The following is a 17,387-nucleotide window of genomic DNA, read 5'->3' as shown; positions in this document are numbered from 1 at the left end:
GCTAGTCCTCCCACGATCGCCCGGCCGCTTGTGATCGATGGTACAGCGGCGTACCGTGCGATGGTACGGCCGCGTACCAACTCCGAGGAAGGTGTTGCGCAGATGACGACGCTTCCGCCCGGTCCGTCCACACCAGTACTCGTGCAGGTGCTCTACGCGATGACCAGACCGCACAGGGGCATGCGGGAGACCCGGAAGCGGTACGGCGACGCGTTCGTGGTCAAGACGCCGATCTTCGGGCGCGCGCTGGTCATCAGCGACCCGGCCGAGATCAGGCAGCTGTTCCAGACCAGTCCGGACATCGCGGAGAACGTCGAGCCCAACCTCGGCCGCATCCTGGGCCCCGGCTCGCTGTTCGCGTTACAGGGCGAGGCGCACCGCGCCCAGCGCAAGCTGCTGGTGCCGCCCTTCCACGGCCGCCGCCTCGCCGCGTTCGAGCAGATCGTCGAGGAAGAGACCGTCAACGAGCTGGCGGGATGGCCGCAGGGGCGACCGTTCCCGGTGATGCCGTCGACCATGCGGATCACCCTCAACGCGATCCTGCGCGCGGTGTTCGGCGCGGAGGGCGCGGAGTTCGCCGACCTAAGGGACCTGCTGCCGAAGCTGGTCGCGCTCGGCTCGAAGCTCGCCCTGCTGCCGATCCCGAAGCGGGACTACGGTTCGTGGACCCCGTGGGGCCGCTTCCGGGCCCTGCGCCGCGAGTACGACGCGGTCATCAACCGGTTGATCGACAAGGCGACCGACCTCGACGATCGCAACGACGTGCTCGCCATGATGCTGCAGAGCCGCTACGAGGACGGCTCGGCGATGACCCGGAGTGAGGTCGCCGACCAACTGCTCACGCTGCTGGCCGCCGGGCACGAGACGACGGCGACGACGCTCGCCTGGGCGGTCGAGCGGCTGCGCCGGCACCCGGACGTGCTCGACGCCCTCGTCGACGAGGTGGACGCCGGCGGCAAGGAGCTGCGGGAGGCGGTGATCACCGAGGTGCAGCGAGTCCGCCCGGTCATCGACCTCGTGGGCCGCAACATCAGGACCGACGGCTTCCAGCTCGGCCGGTGGACGGTGCCGAAGGGGATGAACGTGCTGGTCAGCATCGACCTGATCCACGACGACCCCGCCGTGTTCCCCAACCCCAGGGCGTTCGACCCGTCGCGGTTCACCGGCACCAGGCCGGACCTGTACCAGTGGATCCCGTTCGGTGGCGGCACCCGTCGCTGCATCGGCGCCGCGTTCGCCGTCATGGAGATGAACGTCGTTCTTCGCACGATGCTGCGGGACTTCACGCTGGCGCCGACGAGCGAGCCCGACGAGCGCTGGCACTCGCGCGGCGTGGCCAGCGCGCCACGCGACGGTGGCCTGGCGGTCGTCCACCGCCGCACCACGGGTGCCGCACCGACCGCCACCACCACCTCGAGGGGAGCACACTCGTGACCGAACGAATCGCCGACGTCGGACGGGGGATCTCCCTCGCGTACGAGGAGATCGGTACGGGTGAGCCGCTCGTGCTCGTCGCGGGGCTCGGGCAGCAGCTGCACAGCTGGCCGACGGCGTTCTGCGAGGAGCTCGCCGCGCGCGGGTACCGGGTGATCCGTTTCGACAACCGCGACGCGGGCCGCTCGACCCACATGAGGTTCCGGCCGCCCCGCCCCGGTGCGATCCTTTTGCGACAGTGGCCGGCGGAACAGTACGACCTGACCGACATGGCGACCGACACCATCGGGCTCCTCGACGCGCTCGACCTGGCGGACACCCACATTGCCGGCGTGTCGATGGGCGGCATGATCGCGCAGACCGTGGCGGCACTGCGTCCCGAGCGGGTCCGCACGCTCACGTCGATCATGTCGAACACCGGCGCGCGCAAGGCCGGCCGGCCGGCGCTGTCGACATGGCTGCTGATGGGCGGCAAGCCGGCGCGGACCCGCGCGGAGGCCGAGGACCGAGCCGTGCGGATCTTCCGGCACATCGGCTCGCACGGCTTCCCGTTCGACGAGGCGGCGGTCCGCGAGCTGGCCGGGTCCGGCTGGGACCGGGACCCGTCGCCGGCCGGCGTGGGCCGCCAGCTGGCGGCGATCTTCCGTTCCGGCGACCGGACGTCGCGGCTGCGTGCGATCACCGCGCCGACGCTGGTGATCCACGGCGACCGCGACCGCATGGTGCACCCGACCGGCGGCGCCGCCACGGCACGCGCGATCGGCGGCGCTCGTTTGGAGACCATCCCCGGCATGGGCCACGATCTACCGAAGGGCGCGTGGCCGCGCCTGCTCGACCTGATCGACGACCACGCACGGCAAAGGAGCGAGGATGCCACGATCTAGCATCACCGGCCGACCGGTGATGATCACCGGCGCCGCCTCGGGGATCGGCCGTGCGTTGGCGCAGCGGTTGTCCCGGCTCGGTTCGCCGGTCGCCATCGCCGACATCGACGAGTCCGGTCTGAAGGAGACCGCGGCCTCCCTGTCCGGGCGGGTGCTGACCAGGGCCCTCGACGTCCGCGACGCGACGGACGTGCAACGGTTCGCCGACGAGGTGCGGGACTGGCTGCCGGCGCCGCTCGCCGCCGTGTTCAACAATGCCGGGGTCGCGGTCACGTCCACCGTCCTCGACGCGACGCCCGAGGACGACGACTGGTTGTGGGACATCAACTTCCACGGCGTCGTGAACGGGACGCGGGCGTTCCTGCCGATCCTCGTCGCGCAGGACGACGGCGCCATCGTGAACACGTCCAGTGTGTTCGGTCTCGTGGGCATGCCGTACCAGAGTGCCTACTGCTCGGCGAAGTTCGCCGTCCGCGGCTTCACCGACTCCTTGCGGCAGGAGCTGCGGGGCACCGGAGTACGTGCGGTGACCGTCCACCCGGGTGGCATCACCACGAACATCGCCCGCAACATGCGGATGCGCAAGGACCCGGAGGGGCGCGGCCGGAGCAGGGAACAGCTGGCCGCGGAGTTCGAGGCGATCACGATGACCTCGCCGGACAAGGCGGCCTCGATCATCCACAAAGGTCTTGAGGCCGGGAAGGCGCGGATCCTGGTCGGTCCGGACGCGTACGTGTTCGACGCGCTGGCCCGCCTCACGCCGACGCACTACTTCGACGTGCTCTCCCGTGTGCAGAAGCTCCTGCGCCCCGAGCAGAAGGAGATGGCGTGAGCGGAGCGTGCGGAGCGAACCATCGATGTTCAGGCCGGCTCGGAGCCCGCGGAGGGCGCCGGTGGAGCGGAGCTTGCGGAGCGTTCCGGCGCCACGGAGCGGGTGAGGAGACGGCATGACGCAGCATGTTGACGTGTTGATCGTCGGTGCCGGGCTGTCCGGCATCGGTGCGGCTTATCAGCTCCAGGCAGCGTTCCCGAACCGGACGTACGCGATCCTCGAGGCACGCGAGACCATCGGCGGCACCTGGGACCTGTTCCGGTACCCGGGTGTGCGGTCCGACTCCGACATGCACACGCTTGGCTACCGGTTCCGCCCGTGGACCAAGGCGAAGGCCATCGCGGACGGGCCGTCGATCCTCCAGTACGTCCGGGACACCGCGCGGGAAGCCGGTATCGACCGCCATATTCGTTTCGGTCACCGGGTCGTACGCGCCAGCTGGTCCACAGAAGACTCACGGTGGACGGTCTCAGCGGTCCACAACGGTCAAACGGTGGAGCTGACGGCGTCCCTGCTGTACCTGTGCAGCGGCTACTACCACTACGACGCCGGGCACCTGCCGCAGTTCGCGGGTATCGAGCGCTTCGGCGGCACGCTCGTGCATCCGCAGCACTGGCCGGAGGATCTCGACTACACGGGCAAGAACGTGGTCGTGATCGGCAGCGGCGCCACGGCCGTGACCCTGGTGCCGGCGATGACCGACCGGGCCGCGCATGTGACGATGCTGCAACGCTCGCCGTCGTACATCATGTCGCTGCCCGCGGAGGACGCGATCGCGAACACGCTGCGGCGCTTCCTGGGCGCGAAGCGCGCGTACTTCCTGGCGCGGTGGAAGAACGTCCTGGCCGCCACGCTGATCTACCAGCTGAGCCGGCGCCGCCCACGGCTCGTGAAGTCGTTGATCCGCAAGGCGATCATCAAGCAGCTCCCGCCAGGCTACGATGTGGACACTCACTTCAAGCCGACCTACCAGCCGTGGGACCAGCGACTGTGCCTGATCCCGGACGGCGACCTGTTCACGGCCATCCGTCACGGCAAGGCCTCGGTCGTGACCGACCGAATCAAGGAGTTCACCGAGACAGGCGTGCGGCTGGAGTCGGGCGACTCGCTGGATGCCGACATCGTCGTGACGGCAACGGGTCTGCGCCTGCTGGTGTTCGGCGGGATCGAGCTGTCGGTGGACGGCCGGGCGGTCGAGCTGCCGAAAACCATGGCGTACAAGGGCATGATGCTGAGCGACGTGCCGAACTTCGTGTTCACCATCGGCTACACGAACGCGTCGTGGACACTCAAGGCCGACCTGGTGGCCGAGTACACGACGCGCTTGCTGCGACACATGGACGCGGGCGGCTACGACCGGTTCGTCCCGACCAACGAGGACCCGACGATCACCGAGCGCCCGCTGCTGGACTTCCAGGCCGGCTACGTGCTGCGGTCGATCGACGAGTTCCCGAAGGCGGGCTCGCGCAAGCCATGGCAGCTGGGCATGAGCTACCCCCACGACGTGGTAGCGCTGCGCCACCGCCCCCTCGAGGACGGCGCCATGAAGTTCTCCCGGTAACTAAACATACGGTCGACCGTATAGTTCAAAACTAACTATACGGTCGACCGTACAGTTCGCTAGCCGAGGATCTTCGGTGGTTGCCACTCCTCGTTGTGCAGGTGGTGTGCCAGGAACGCGAACACCGTGGCGTACCAGGCCTTCACGTGGTTGGGCTTCAGGATCCAGTGGCCCTCGTCCGGGAAGTACAGGAACTTGTGCCTGCCGGGTTCGCGGGACGTGAGGTCCCGCCACAGGGTCAGCGCCTGGCCGATGGGGACGCGGTAGTCCTTGTCGCCGTGGATGACCAGCATCGGGGTGGTGATGCGGTCGGCGAACTGGTGCGGTGAGTTGCGGTCCGCCGATTCGGCGGTCATCTCGCGGACCCACTCGAACGCCCAGTCGGTGGTCGAGCCCATCTGCTCCATCTGCCACAGCGACGCGTGCGTGACGATCGCGCGGAAGCGGTCGGTGTGGCCGGCCACCCAGTTCGCCATGTACCCGCCGTACGAGCCGCCCAGCGCCGCCGTGCGAGTCTCGTCGATGTCGGGACGCGCGACGGCCGCGTCCGTGAGCGCCATCAGGTCGGTGTACGGGGCACCGCCCCACTCGCCCCAGTCGCGTTGGATGAAGTCGAGCCCGTAGCCCGTCGAGAGAGCCGGGTCCGGCAGCAGCACGGCGTAACCGCGAGCGACCGCGAGCCACGGGTTCCACCGCCAGTGCCACGCGTTCCATGACCCGAGCGGGCCGCCGTGCACGAACAGCAACAGCGGAGCCGGTTCCTCGCCGGCCGGTCGGGCGAGCCATGCCCGCAGCGGTGCGCCGTCCTCGGCGGTCGCGGTGACCTCGACGAGCGTTCCCGGCACGTCGACGGCCGGGGCGGGACCGCGTAGCGGTCGCGCTTCGCCGCCGTCGAGCGCCACCCGGTACGGGGTCGGCGGCTGGTCCACGGCCGAGCGCAACGCGTAGACCCATTGCCCGTCCGGCGACACCGACGGGTCGGTGAACGCGCCGGTCTCCGTCAGCCGGGTCACGTCGCCGGTCGCCGCGTCCACCCGCCACAGCGGTGCGTGCCCGTGGTCGTCGGCGACCACCACGATCGCGGTGCCGTCCGGCGTCCACCGGGGCGAGCCCGGCCAGCGGTCCCAGGAGTTGGTCAGCGCGCGTGGTTCGCCGCCGGCCATCGGAACGACGGCCAGCCAGGTGTCCCCGATCCGCTCGGGTGTGGGCAGCTTCCGTACGAGGACAGCGACCTGTGTGCCGTCCGGGGAAACGTGGGGTTCGCTGTAGTCGTGGTCCGCGTGGTCGGCGAGAACGCGCCGCTCACCGGTCGCCACGTCGATGGCCACGAGCGTGTCGCGTTGCGCGGCACCGGGTTCGGCGACCGCCCACATGGTCACGACCGTCCGCCCGTCCGGCGTGATGTCCCAGGCGGTGTCGTCATGCAGCGCGCGGCCGACGTGCCCGGTGAGGTCGCTGAACTCCTGGCCCGGTGCGGAGGCGAGCAACCTGGTGCGGGCCGGTCCGAGGTCGTGGTCCCAGAAGCGGACCGGGAACTCGTCGTGCAGGATCGCCACGACCGCGCCGTCCTTGCGCTGTTTGTGCAGTTCCTCGTCGTGCGCCGCGGTCGTGGCCGACGGCAACATGTTCGCGCCGAACACGATCGTGCCCGCGTCCCGCGCGACCGCCACACCCCGCACACCGCCGGGCGCGGACGCGACCTGTGCCGCCTCACCGCCGCCTGCGGGCAGCCGCCACAATGACTTCGCTTCCTCGGCGGGCCGCGCCGAGACGAACAGCAGGTCACCATCGGGGGTGAACGCGGCACCGGTCTCGCCACCCTCGCCCCGGGTCAGCTGGCGGGCCGGCCGGTTCCCGTCCGGGTCGACCTCCCACAGCGCGGGCACGAACCTGGTCTTCTTCTCGTCGAGGGCGGACACCCCGACGACCAGCCGGCGTCCGTCAGGGGAGAGCCAGAGACCGGCGGCGCGGGGGAGAGCGACGTACTCGTCGAGATCGGCGAAGTTGGTCACCCGGCTGTTCCTACCATCCGGGTCAACGTTGCCACTAAGGTCGAACAAGTGTCACAACAGACCAACTGGGTACCGACAACTGTCAACATAGACAAGCCCAGCGCCGCGCGAATGTACGACTGCCTGCTCGGCGGCAGCCACAACTTCGCGGTGGACCGGGAGTTCCTCGAGAAGATCCTCGCCGTCCAGCCCGAAGCAAAGCGCTTCGCGATCATGAATCGCGCGTTCATGCGGCGTGTTGTGCTCTTCATGCTCGACCAGGGCATCCGCCAGTTCCTCGACCTCGGCTCCGGCATCCCCACGGTCGGCAACGTGCACGAGATCGCACAGGGTGTCGACCCGAGGGCACGGGTCGTGTACGTCGACAACGAGCACGTCGCGGTCGCGCACGGCCAGCTTCTGTTGGAGGACAACGACAACGCGGCGATCGTGCAGGCCGACATCACGCAGCCCGGCCTGATCCTCACCGACTACGACACGCAGCGGCTCCTGGACTTCACGAAGCCCATCGGTCTGCTGGCCATCACCATCGGCCACTACGTGCTCCCCGACCAGAACCCGTACGGCGTCTTCGCGACCTACCGCGACGCCCTCCCGTCGGGCAGCTACCTGGCGATCAGCCACCTGACCAACGACTTCGCGACGGTCAAGGCCGACGAGCTCACCGAGATCATGAAAAGCTCGCAGAACAACGTGTGCGCCCGCGGCCGCGACGAGGTGCTACGCCTGTTCGGCGACTTCGAGCTGGTCGACCCAGGCCTGGTCACCACCTCCCAGTGGCGCCCGGAACTCCCGGACGAGGACGACGCACCAGAACGGGACGGCCTCTACGCGGGTGTGGCACAGAAGCACTGAGCACGGCCTGGGTAAGCCCTGAGGGCCAGCCGGTGCACGAGTGTCCCATTCGCTCGGACTCGTTGGCGAAAGTTGTCCACAGGGGCCCGCGACCAGGGCTTTTGTCCGTGTCGGTTGGTACGATGGCCTCGGGGTGGCCCCCCGGGTATGGGTGGGGGATGCCTACGCAACCATCTGTGTTGGCGTTGATCATGAACGCGATCTTGCCTCGACGGTCGGGTGCCGACGCGTGGGTCACTCGGATCTACCGGTGATCGGGCGGCTGTTGTTGCTTCGGGACGGCCCGCTTCGTCGGTGCCTGGCGGGGGTCGGGTGCGCAGCGCCACGTCACCGGAGGACTGCCGCCAGACCGGGTTCACGGTTCTACGACAGATCTGGGGCTCGACAACCCGAAAACCGGGAGAGCGGCTCAGGCGCGGTTGGCGCCTGGTGGCCAGACCACCGCGACGGGGAGGCCGCAGTGGCGGGCAGCGTCCACGACGTCCGCTGTGCCGCCGTAGTGCGTCGCCGGCTTGCCGTCCCACACCGCGATCAGCGTGTCGATCCTCGCCAGCATGTGCTCGCTCGCCGCCATGTAGGCCGCCGGGCCCGAGCGGGGGAACGGCATCGTGTGCACGGTGGCCGCGCGGTCGAGGAGGGCGTCGAACTCCGGCAGGTTGTCGGGGCCCACCTGGTTCTCCCGGTAGTCCGCCGAGGGCAGCACCACGTGCAGCGTCCCGCCCAGGTCGAGCACCGCGTGGGCGAACACCTGGTCGGCACCCTGAGCGAGGCATGTCACGCCGGACAGCCCGCCAGCGGCGTGGGTGGCCAGTGCACTCCGCATAGCATCGCTGACCAGTGGAAACGATGCCGGCGTCAGGTTCGTGTGGCCGGTGATGCCGATGCGGGGCACGGTTTGTTCCTTTCGGCCCGGCCCTTTCCCGGCCGGCAAGTGTAGGTTCGTCAGTATGTCTGGGCGTCTGGTGAGTACACGGTTCGTGCACCCCGCCCTGTTCTACCGCTCAGAGGACGAGTACCAGGCCACCATCGTGCCTTTCGTGACCGAAGGACTCGATCTCGGGCAGCCGGTCGCGGTCTCGGTGCCCGGCCCCCGGTTGCGGCTGGTCCGCGAGGCGCTCGGCGACGCGGCCGGCGACGTGAAGCTGCTCGACATGACCCACGAGGGCCGCAACCCCGGCCGGATCATCGCCGGCGTGCTGCGGCGCTTCGCCGACGCCCATCCCGACCGGCACGTCCGCATCGTCGGCGAGCCGATCTGGCAGGGCCGCAGCGACACCGAGTACCCCGCGTGTGTGCAGCACGAGGCGCTGATCAACGCCGCGTTCGCCGGACGGGACGTCACCATCCTGTGCCCGTACGACCTCGCCGGGCTCGACGAGACGGCCATCGCCGACGCGTACGCCACGCACCCGGAGGTCTGGGACGTCGACGGCCAGAGCCGAAGCGACCGGTACGACCCCGACGACGTCGTGAGCCGCTACAACCAGCCGATGACGACCCCGACCGTCGAAGGCTGCCGGATCGCCGTGCCGGCCGACGTCGGCACCGCCCGCCGGTTCGCCGTCGCGGAGGGCCAGCGCTTCGGGCTGGGCGAGGAACGCCTGCAGGACCTTGCCCTGATCGTCACCGAGTTGGTGACCAACAGCATCGTCCACACGCCTGGGCCTGGTCACCTGGTCGTGTTCTCCGACGGTACCCACGTGGTGTGCGAGGTCCGCTCGCCAGGCAAGCTCGACCCGATGGCAGGCCGGCACCCCGCCGACCCGGACAACCCCAACGGGCGCGGGCTCCTGCTGGTCAACGATTTGGCCGACCTTGTCCGAATTCACGCTGGTCAGGAGGGCTCCGCGGTCCGCGCGTTCCTTCGTGTGTGACACTTCTGCACCGTTGTACGCCTAACGGGCAGGGGGCCGTTCAACAGACGAGGATGTTCGTGACAGCAGGTCAGGCGGCGGCTGATCTGGCCGCCGCGGTGCGTGCGGCCCGCGGCGGCGACGAGGCGGCTTTCCGGTTGCTGTACCGGGAGGTACAGCCAGGACTATTGCGGTATTTGCGTGGGTTGGTCGGCGACGACGCGGAGGATCTGGCGTCGGAGACGTGGCTGCAGATCGCGCGGGACATCCGATCGTTCCGCGACGAGGGCGCGGGGTTCCGCGGCTGGGCGGCCACCATCGCACGGCATCGGGCGCTGGACCACCTGCGCCGCAACCAGCGACGGCCGGTCACCGGAGTGTCGCTGGACATGGTGGCCGATCTGCCGGACGGGCAGGACACGGCCGAACAGGTGATCAGACTCGCGGCCACGAACGCGACCGTCGCGTTCATCGCCACCCTGCCGAGAGACCAGGCCGAGGCGGTGCTGCTACGAATCGTGCTCGGTCTCGACGTGAAGGCCACGGCCAAGGTCATGGGCAAGCGGGCGGGCGCGGTGCGCACCGCCGTCTGGCGCGGGCTGCGCACCCTGGCCGAACGACTCGAACAGCAACGCGCGGACGCGGGTGTGACACACGCGGGCGCCGGGACGCCAAGAAAGACGAGATGACTATGCACGCGCGAGGCAACGACCCCGACCCACTCGGGGCAGTGCTGCGTGCGGCGAGCGCGCCCGCGCATCCGGAGGAGCTGACCGGCGAGCACCAGGCGGTGGCCGCCTTCCGGGCGGCCGCGTCCGCCCCGCCACGCCGGTCGCTCCTGGCACGTGCACTGACAGTGAAGGCCATGGTCATAGGAGGTCTGGTGGCGTCAACGGGAGTGGTGGTCGCCGCGGCTGGCGGCGCATTGCCGTGGTCGTCGCCCGTCCCTCCGGCCGACCCGCCGGCGGTGACCGAACCAGCGTCCGTGCCGGCCGTGCCCTCGTCGCCCGGGCTCGACCCGCGAACCACGGACGAGGTCACACCGCCGACGTCCGTCCCGTGCCCGGCGTCCTGCACGGACACCCCGGCGTCGTCCCACGGCAGTCCGACGGACAACCCGGGCAATAACGACAAGGACGGCGGCAAGCCGTCGAAGACCGACTCCGGCAAACCGCCGGTCGAGACCCCGACACCGTCGACCGGCCCCCGAACTCCGGCCAGCAAAGCCCGCGGCGCCGCGACCGCCGTGCCCCCCAGCGGCGCCATACCGCCGTCTCCGGGTGGCTGACCGGATGGAGTGGGTTCGGGCCGCGAATTCCCCCAGACACCGGCCCGAACCCACTCCCCCTATGCCGACAAACCGCCATCTCTCTGGCGCGACGTTCGGATCCGCGGTGGCGCACGAGTGTCCCATTCGCTCGGACTGGCCCCCGAAAGTTGTCCACAGGCCCTTGCGACCTGGGGTTTTGTCTGTGTCGGTTGGTACGATGGCCTCGGGGTGGCCCCCCGGGTATGGGTGGGGGATGCCTGCGCAACCATCTGTGTTGGCGTTGATCATGAAACGGTCTCGGGCGATGTCGGGGCGTTGAGCCCGGGCGGCGGTTTCGTGGTTTGACTGCGGGAAGTGCCCGTTTCGCGGGCGGTTCGAGTCGGTTGCTGCGCGAGGAAAGGCGTCCTTCATCACGCCCACGGTGAGGAAGGCTCCCCGCACCGCACCGCGCTCGGCCAGGGCCGGCTCCCGGATGCCCTGAAGGGCACCCTCGGGACATCAGCCACCACCTGACGGTGCAACCCAGCTCGCCCGCCCGAGAAGCAAGACTTTGACGGAGCCCTGCGGGGTATGGGTGGGGATGCCTGCGCAACCATCTGTGTTGGCGTTGATCATGGAACCGCTCGAGCTACGTCGGGGCGTTGAACCCGTGTGGTGGTTCGCGGTTGTGCGGGCTGACGGCGGGAAGCGTCCGTTTTGCGGGCGGTTCGAGCAGGTGGCCGTACGAGGAAGGCGTCCTTCCTAATGCCCAGCAAAAGGAAGGCTCCCTTCACCGCACCCGTGGCATTGCCGGAACGCAGGGAGCCTCAGGTCGCGAAGATGATTGCTTGTGGGCGGGTGCTGTGTGGGTCGAGGTTCAGGTGGGCTTTGACCGTGAAGCCGGCGTCCGTCAGCCAGGTCGCCACCTGGTCCGGCTGGCGGCGGTGGACGTGGACCTTCATCGGGTGGCCGCCGTAGCCTTCCGTCTTCAGTCGGGACTCGTCGCCGACGTGGAAGCCGACTTGCAGTGGGCCGCCTTGGCGCAGTACGCGGCGGAAGTGTGCGAGGACCGCGGGCATCGCGTCGTCGGGGATGTGGATCAGTGACCACCAGGCGAGTAGTCCGTCGACCGAGGCGTCGGCCAGGGGCAGGTCGGTCATCGAGCCCACCTCGAACCGCAGGGCGGGGTGGGCTCGCCGGGCCACCTCGATCATGGTGGGGGAGAGGTCGATGCCAAAGGCGTCGATGCCCAGGTCGTGTAGGCGTGCGGTGACGTGTCCCGGGCCGCAGCCGACGTCCGCGACCGGGCCGCCGCTCGGCACCATGTCGGCGAACAACGCCAGCGCCCCGCGCAGGAACGGGTCGGCGGCCACGAGGTCGGGCACCATGTCGACGTAGCTGGTCGCGACCGTGTCGTACGACGTTCGAGTGTCTTCCAGCCAGCCGTCCGCGATCATGGTCTCACCGTAGATGTCGAGAACCCGGGCGTCGCTCCGACTTGGTGTCACAACCATCAAGCGTGAGGAGCGGGACAATGCGGAAGGTCATCTACTGGGTGCACGCCTCGGTCGACGGGTTCATCTGCGGGCCCAACGGGGAGTTCGACTGGCCGGAGTTGACGCCGGAGCTGTCCGCGTACTCCGACGCCCTGACGGAGCGGGTCGACACCTACCTGTACGGCCGGGTGGTCTGGGATCTCATGTCCAGCTACTGGCCCACCGCCGACCAGGTCTCCGACCACCCGCACGACCTGAGGTTCGCGCCGATCTGGCGGGACACGCCGAAGGTCGTGTTCTCCCGCACGCTCACGGAGGCCGGCTGGAACACGCGGGTCAGCGCCGATCTGGAAGGCACGGTCCGCGCGCTGAAAGCCGAGCAGGGCAAGGACATGGTGCTCACCGGCGGTGCCGAGGTCGCCGCGGCGCTCGCGCGTATCGGCCTGATCGACGAATACCAGGTGGTCGTCCACCCTGTGGTGCTGGGCGGGGGCAAGCGGCTGTTCCCGGTGGGGGAACGGCTCAACCTGAGGCTCGTCGCGACGCGCGGGTTCGACAACCGTGCCGTGCTGCTGAGCTACCAGTGAGCGTTACCGGACAATTACCGCGCAGTGCGCCTCCTGGTGATCCCCTGATGGGGTAGCTACCAGGAGGAAGAGTCCGATGTCGACGGGACACGAAGAGCCGGTCTGGACGGACACAGTGGCCAAACCGAGCTTCGGCAGGGAACTGTTCGCCGGCCGGCTCAGGCTCGACCTCATCGACTCGATCCCGTCATTCGCGCTCGACGCTGACAGTTCGGCGTTCCTCGCGCGGCTGCGGGCGTTCTGTGTGGACACAGTGGACGGACGGGTCATCGAGCGCGAGGACCGGATCCCCGACGAGGTCGTCGACGGGCTCAGGGACATCGGCGCCTTCGGTATCAGGATTCCCAAGGAGTACGGCGGGCTCGGGTTGCCGAATACCTGCTACCACCGGGCACTGATGATCGTCAGCAGCGCGCACTCGTCGCTCGGGGAACTGCTCGCGGCGCACCAGTCCATCGGGCTCGTCCAGCCGTTGCTGCTGTTCGGCACCGACGCGCAGTGCAAGGAGTTCCTGCCGCGGTGCGTGCGGGAGATCTCCGCGTTCGTCCTCAACGAGCCGGACACCGGCAACGATCCGTTCCGCCTGCGCACCACGGCCACCGCGGTGGCCGGCGGCTACCTGCTCGACGGGGTGAAGTTGTGGGCCACCAACGGGGTGCGCGCGGGCTTCCTCGTCGTGATGGCGAAAGGGCCGGGCGGGATGTCCGCGTTCGTCGTGCCGGCGGACTCCCCGGGTGTCACCGTCGAGCACCGGAGCTCGTTCCTCGGTCTGCGTGGGTCGGCGACCGGGGTGATCCGCCTGCGGGACGTGTTCGTTCCCGTGTCGCGGCGGATCGGCGTGGAGGGGCAGGGGCTCGAGATCGCGTTGGCGGCGCAGGACATGGGCCGGCTGTCGGTGCCGGCGATGTGTGCCGCGGCGGCGAAGTGGAGCCTGAAGGTCGCGCGGGAGTGGTCGCGGGAGCGGGTCCAGTGGGGCAGGCCGATCGGCGCCAACGCGGCCGTGGCGAGCAAGATCTCCTTCATCGCGGCGACGGCCTTCGCGTTGGGGGCCATGGTCGAGGTGTCCGGCCGGCACGCCGACGCCGGGCGGTTCGACACGCGGCTGGAGGCGGATCTCGCGAAGCTGTTCGCGTCCGAGAAGGCGTGGCGGATCGCCGACGAGCTGGTGCAGATCCGCGGCGGGCGCGGCTACGAGACGGCCGAGTCCGCGGCGGCGCGTGGGGAACGCGGGGTCCCGGTCGAACAGTTGTTGCGGGACGTGCGGATCGCGCGGATCTTCGACGGGTCCTCCGAGGCGTTGCGGGTGTTCGTCGCAACCGACGCGCTGCGGGAGTCCACTGTGGTCGGTCGGCCGGTGCCGTCCTCGTCGCTGGCGGGGTCGTTCGGCGTGCTGGCCCAGCACGTGCGTTTCGTCGACCGCGCGGCGCGCCGGCTCGAGCGCCACATCGACACCGGCAAGGCGCGGTGGGGATCGGCACTCGGGTCACGGCAGATGTTCCTCGGCCGGATCGTGGACACCGCCGCCGAGCTGTACGCGATGACCGCGAGTTGCGTGTACGCCAAGGCACTCGGCGACTCGGCGGTCGAACTGGCCGACGCCTTCTGCCGACAGGCCCGGCGTCGCGTGGCCGCACTGTCCGACCAGCTGTGGGTCAACACCGACGACCACGACGGCACGGTCGCCACCCGAGTGCTGGCCGACTCCTACACCTGGCTGGAGGAGGGCGTGCTGGACCCGTCCATAGCGGGCCCGTGGATAGCCCCCTGAGTTCAACAAACCGCGGCGGCCAGCAGCGCTTCGGCGACGGTGGTCCTGGTGTTGAGGATGGCTTTGCCGTCACGGTGTGCGGTGACCAGGCCGGCGGCACGCAGCGCGGCGAGGTGTTGTGACACGCCGCTGGCGGACATCCCGGTGCGGCGGGCCAGTTCGGTGGTGGACACCGGCGCGCGCATCTCGACCAGCAGCTGGGCTCGGCCACGTCCGATGACGGCGCTCAACGCCTCGGATGCCCGCGCCGGCCCTTCCCACAGCGTGGCCGCGCCCTGGGCTGGAAAGGCGAGTTGGGGCGAGTCGCCGGTCCAGACACTGAGCACAGACGGCCAGACGAAGACCGAGGGGATCAGCACGATGCCGCCACCATGGGGCGCATCGGCGGCGGAGCAGTACGGCTGGGTGATCGAGAGCCCGTCGCCCCGCCAGCGGACTCGCTGGTGAAGGTTGTCGAGTAGTACGGCGGCGCCGTTCTCGGCAAGCACGCGGGAACGGCTGTGTACCTCGGCGCCCAGCAGGACCCGTATTCGCGGCCAGTCGGCGGCGATGGCGATGCGCCAGTACTCGGTGATCTCGTCGGCAAGACGGCGCAGCCCCGCCTCGGGGTCCGCGTACAGGTCTTGAACCACACCGGTGTGAACGTCCTCGTAGAGGTCGAGGTGGGCGCGGACCACCTCGGGCGGCGTCGCACGCAGTACCGCCAGCTCGGTGTCGAGGTCGGGTGTCAGGCCGTCGGGCGGCGGGGTGAGGAAGTCGGGCAGGTATCGCGGCTCAGCCGGAATGAGCCGCCAGAGCAGACCCTCCATGAGGCCGGCGTCGACGAGCCGGGGCCGCACCTTGTCCACCCAAGGAACGTGGACGACGTGGCCGCTCGGGTGGCGGAGGACCCGCACGCTCGCGACGACCTCCCACAGACACGAGACCGCGAACCGGATACGGGCGACGGCGTTCGCCGACAAGCCGATGGCAACCACGACGGCCCTTCGTTTCAGCTGGAGCTGAAACAATACCGTCGCCGCGACCAGCGCCGCAGACTCACGGGCATGACCGATCAACACCTCAACACCAAGCTGTTCCGCTCGATGCACACCGGCGAGGGGCCCCTCGTCCTGGTCAACGCATGGGACGTCGCGAGCGCCCGGATCGCCGAGGCCGCCGGTGCCCCCGCGATCGCGACGACCAGCGCCGGCGTCGCGTGGAGTCTCGGCGCACCCGACGGCGACGCGCTCGGCCGTGATCTCGCCGTCGACCTCATCGCCCGGATCGTGGCCGCCGTGTCCGTGCCGGTGACCGCCGACATCGAGTCCGGTTTCGGTGTGACACCCGAGGAAGTCCGCGCCACCGTCAGCAGGGTCGTCGCCGCGGGAGCAGCCGGGGTGAACATCGAGGACGCGCTGCACACCGGCCCGGCGTCGTTGCGTGACGTCGACGACCAGTGCGCCCGGCTGGCCGCCGCCCGCGCCGCCGCCGACGACGCCGGCCTGCCGTTGTACATCAACGCGCGCATCGACACCTTCCTGCGTGGTGTCGGCGGTGTCGACGAGACCGTGGCACGTGCGACCGCCTTCCTCGCCGCCGGCGCCGACGGCGTGTTCGTACCGGGCGTCAGCGACCCCGCGACGATCGCGACCCTCGTCAAGGCTGTGTCCGCGCCGGTCAACGTGCTCGCCGGTCCCGGTGCGCCCTCCGTGGCGGAACTGGCCGAGCTCGGCGTGGCCCGGGTGAGCCTCGGTTCGTCGGTCGCCGAGTCCGCGTACGCGGTCGTACGACGTGCCACCGAGGAGGCGCAGGGCGCCGGCACGTACACCACGCTCACCGACGCCCTCGACTACGCCTCACTCAACGCCCTCATGCGGCACTGACACGCGCGGGTCACTGGCTCGCCAGTTGGGTGCCCAGCGGGGTGCGGCTGTGCTGGAGGAAGCGGCCCGTGCGGTAGGTGGTGATCAGGCCCGCGTCGCGCAGGATGCTCAGGTGTTCGCTGACCGTGCTGTTCGGGAGGGCGCACTGGCGGGCCAGGCCGGTGGTGGACGTCGGTGCGGTGAGCGCGGCCAGCAGTATCGCTCTGGTGCGGCCGATCAGCCTGGCCAGCGCGTCCGGCGGGTCCGAGCGCGGCTCCCACAGCGCGGCGATGCCCCGGGCCGGGTAGTCGATCGTCGGCAGCCATGGCCGGTCCAGGACCACGCCCACGTTCGGCCACTCGAACGTGCTCGGCATCAGCACCAGGCCAGCGTCCGCGTCGCGGAAGCCGGTCGTCTCCAGGTCGATCACCAGGTTCGGGTGTTGCCAGCTGATCTTCGGGTGCAGGTCGGACAGCACCGCCGCCAGTCCACCGTCCGCCAGCTGCCGGGTGCGGTACGCGATGTCGCCCGCCAGCACGTCGTTGATCCGTGGCCACCACGGCTCGATCAGCCGTTCCCAGCACGCTTCGAGGGTGTCGGTCAGCAGCCGTCGCGCGCGCAGCGGGTGGTTGACCAGTGACTGCGCCGGCGGCGGCAACCGGCGGCCGTGCTGCCCGCGCAGGCAGCGCCCCAGCTCGGAGCGCACCTGTCTGGCCGGGGTGTGCCGCACGACCGCCAGCTCCTCGCCGAAGCGGGCGGACGGTCCCGGTGGCGCGGGGACGAGAAAGTCCGGGTTGTACGTCGTCCTCGGCATGACCTGCAGCAGCGGGGTCAGGTCCAGTTCGTCCAGCGCCGGCGCCACTTCCCGCAGCCACGGCTGGTGGTAGCCCTGCCGGTGCGGCTGCGCCAGCAACCGCACCGCGTTCAGGGTTTCCCGCAGCGGCGAGATCGCCCAGCGGCAGGACGCCGGGTCGGTGATCCGGAACGTGACCGGCATGCCGAGCAGCCTCCA

16 protein-coding genes are annotated in these 17,387 nt (G+C 69.8%); 11 read left to right on the top strand and 5 right to left on the bottom strand.

Annotated features, from left to right (window positions below; all coding sequences use genetic code 11):
• The first annotated feature begins 102 nt into the window (after positions 1–102).
• The 4 genes from VF106_RS49130 to VF106_RS49115 all read left to right on the top strand — a co-directional run bounded on the left by VF106_RS49130 (position 103) and on the right by VF106_RS49115 (position 4,711).
• The gene (locus VF106_RS49130) at positions 103–1,434 is read left to right on the top strand and encodes a cytochrome P450 (RefSeq protein ID WP_330847035.1); all 1,332 of its coding nucleotides are present in this window, start codon (positions 103–105) and stop codon (positions 1,432–1,434) included.
• Positions 1,431–2,318 (top strand): alpha/beta fold hydrolase, encoded by an 888-nt coding sequence (locus VF106_RS49125; protein WP_330847034.1) that lies wholly within the window; start codon positions 1,431–1,433, stop codon positions 2,316–2,318. Before VF106_RS49130 ends, VF106_RS49125 begins: the two co-directional genes overlap by 4 nt.
• Positions 2,305–3,150, top strand: a complete 846-nt coding sequence (locus VF106_RS49120; RefSeq protein ID WP_330847033.1) for an SDR family NAD(P)-dependent oxidoreductase — start codon at positions 2,305–2,307, stop codon at positions 3,148–3,150. The genes VF106_RS49125 and VF106_RS49120 overlap by 14 nt, the downstream gene beginning before the upstream one ends.
• 115 nt (positions 3,151–3,265) lie before the next feature.
• Entirely contained in the window at positions 3,266–4,711 is a 1,446-nt protein-coding gene (locus VF106_RS49115; protein WP_330847032.1) for a flavin-containing monooxygenase, read from the top strand.
• Positions 4,712–4,770: 59 nt separating this feature from the next.
• Here VF106_RS49115 and VF106_RS49110 read toward each other — a convergent pair whose 3' ends face one another.
• Entirely contained in the window at positions 4,771–6,723 is a 1,953-nt protein-coding gene (locus VF106_RS49110; RefSeq protein ID WP_330847031.1) for a S9 family peptidase, read from the bottom strand.
• A 48-nt stretch (positions 6,724–6,771) separates the two neighbouring features.
• Between VF106_RS49110 and VF106_RS49105 the strand changes: the two genes are divergently transcribed.
• Positions 6,772–7,578: an SAM-dependent methyltransferase gene (locus VF106_RS49105; protein ID WP_330847030.1), complete on the top strand. Its 807-nt coding sequence runs from the start codon at positions 6,772–6,774 to the stop codon at positions 7,576–7,578.
• 409 nt (positions 7,579–7,987) lie between these two features.
• On the opposite strand, the gene VF106_RS49100 is transcribed toward VF106_RS49105, so the two are convergent.
• Complete coding sequence (locus tag VF106_RS49100; RefSeq protein ID WP_330847029.1) at positions 7,988–8,470, bottom strand: hypothetical protein; 483 nt, start codon at positions 8,468–8,470, stop codon at positions 7,988–7,990.
• A gap of 55 nt (positions 8,471–8,525) precedes the next feature.
• Here VF106_RS49100 and VF106_RS49095 point away from each other — a divergent pair, with 55 nt between their 5' ends.
• From VF106_RS49095 to VF106_RS49085, 3 genes are read left to right on the top strand one after another with little or no spacing between them, the layout of a single operon-like run.
• Positions 8,526–9,452: an anti-sigma factor RsbA family regulatory protein gene (locus VF106_RS49095; RefSeq protein ID WP_330847028.1), complete on the top strand. Its 927-nt coding sequence runs from the start codon at positions 8,526–8,528 to the stop codon at positions 9,450–9,452.
• A 59-nt stretch (positions 9,453–9,511) separates the two neighbouring features.
• Complete coding sequence (locus tag VF106_RS49090; protein WP_330847027.1) at positions 9,512–10,120, top strand: RNA polymerase sigma factor; 609 nt, start codon at positions 9,512–9,514, stop codon at positions 10,118–10,120.
• The gene (locus VF106_RS49085) at positions 10,117–10,719 is read left to right on the top strand and encodes a hypothetical protein (protein WP_330847026.1); all 603 of its coding nucleotides are present in this window, start codon (positions 10,117–10,119) and stop codon (positions 10,717–10,719) included. The genes VF106_RS49090 and VF106_RS49085 overlap by 4 nt, the downstream gene beginning before the upstream one ends.
• A 788-nt stretch (positions 10,720–11,507) precedes the next feature.
• Here VF106_RS49085 and VF106_RS49080 read toward each other — a convergent pair.
• Positions 11,508–12,137: a class I SAM-dependent methyltransferase gene (locus VF106_RS49080; RefSeq protein ID WP_330847166.1), complete on the bottom strand. Its 630-nt coding sequence runs from the start codon at positions 12,135–12,137 to the stop codon at positions 11,508–11,510.
• A gap of 77 nt (positions 12,138–12,214) precedes the next feature.
• Between VF106_RS49080 and VF106_RS49075 the strand changes: the two genes are divergently transcribed.
• Positions 12,215–12,763 carry a dihydrofolate reductase family protein gene (locus VF106_RS49075; RefSeq protein ID WP_330847025.1) on the top strand — a complete coding sequence of 183 codons (549 nt, stop codon included), beginning with the start codon at positions 12,215–12,217 and terminating at the stop codon, positions 12,761–12,763.
• 76 nt (positions 12,764–12,839) lie between these two features.
• Positions 12,840–14,531 carry an acyl-CoA dehydrogenase family protein gene (locus VF106_RS49070; protein WP_330847024.1) on the top strand — a complete coding sequence of 564 codons (1,692 nt, stop codon included), beginning with the start codon at positions 12,840–12,842 and terminating at the stop codon, positions 14,529–14,531.
• A 2-nt stretch (positions 14,532–14,533) separates the two neighbouring features.
• On the opposite strand, the gene VF106_RS49065 is transcribed toward VF106_RS49070, so the two are convergent.
• A complete protein-coding gene (locus VF106_RS49065; RefSeq protein WP_330847023.1) occupies positions 14,534–15,508 on the bottom strand; it encodes an ArsR/SmtB family transcription factor in 975 nt (324 codons plus the stop codon).
• A gap of 69 nt (positions 15,509–15,577) precedes the next feature.
• On the opposite strand from VF106_RS49065, the gene VF106_RS49060 reads away from it, so the two are divergent.
• Complete coding sequence (locus VF106_RS49060; RefSeq protein WP_330847022.1) at positions 15,578–16,396, top strand: isocitrate lyase/PEP mutase family protein; 819 nt, start codon at positions 15,578–15,580, stop codon at positions 16,394–16,396.
• Between the two features lie 10 nt (positions 16,397–16,406).
• Here VF106_RS49060 and VF106_RS49055 read toward each other — a convergent pair whose 3' ends face one another.
• Positions 16,407–17,372, bottom strand: coding sequence for a DUF5937 family protein (locus tag VF106_RS49055; protein ID WP_330847021.1), 966 nt, complete (start codon positions 17,370–17,372; stop codon positions 16,407–16,409).
• Between the last annotated feature and the right edge of the window lie 15 nt (positions 17,373–17,387).

Origin of the sequence: Actinophytocola sp., assembly GCF_036378875.1 — a bacterium.
In the GTDB taxonomy this organism is placed as follows: domain Bacteria; phylum Actinomycetota; class Actinomycetes; order Mycobacteriales; family Pseudonocardiaceae; genus Actinophytocola.
This window is presented reverse-complemented; position numbering and strand designations above follow the sequence as displayed.

Coding starts and splice junctions, on each gene's coding strand:
- VF106_RS49070 (WP_330847024.1), top strand. CDS start 12,840: ATGTCGACGGGACACGAAGAGCCGGTCTGGACGGACACAGTGGCCAAA.
- VF106_RS49115 (WP_330847032.1), top strand. CDS start 3,266: ATGACGCAGCATGTTGACGTGTTGATCGTCGGTGCCGGGCTGTCCGGC.
- VF106_RS49055 (WP_330847021.1), bottom strand. CDS start 17,372: ATGCCGGTCACGTTCCGGATCACCGACCCGGCGTCCTGCCGCTGGGCG.
- VF106_RS49085 (WP_330847026.1), top strand. CDS start 10,117: ATGACTATGCACGCGCGAGGCAACGACCCCGACCCACTCGGGGCAGTG.
- VF106_RS49075 (WP_330847025.1), top strand. CDS start 12,215: ATGCGGAAGGTCATCTACTGGGTGCACGCCTCGGTCGACGGGTTCATC.
- VF106_RS49130 (WP_330847035.1), top strand. CDS start 103: ATGACGACGCTTCCGCCCGGTCCGTCCACACCAGTACTCGTGCAGGTG.
- VF106_RS49060 (WP_330847022.1), top strand. CDS start 15,578: ATGACCGATCAACACCTCAACACCAAGCTGTTCCGCTCGATGCACACC.
- VF106_RS49080 (WP_330847166.1), bottom strand. CDS start 12,137: ATGATCGCGGACGGCTGGCTGGAAGACACTCGAACGTCGTACGACACG.
- VF106_RS49120 (WP_330847033.1), top strand. CDS start 2,305: ATGCCACGATCTAGCATCACCGGCCGACCGGTGATGATCACCGGCGCC.
- VF106_RS49095 (WP_330847028.1), top strand. CDS start 8,526: ATGTCTGGGCGTCTGGTGAGTACACGGTTCGTGCACCCCGCCCTGTTC.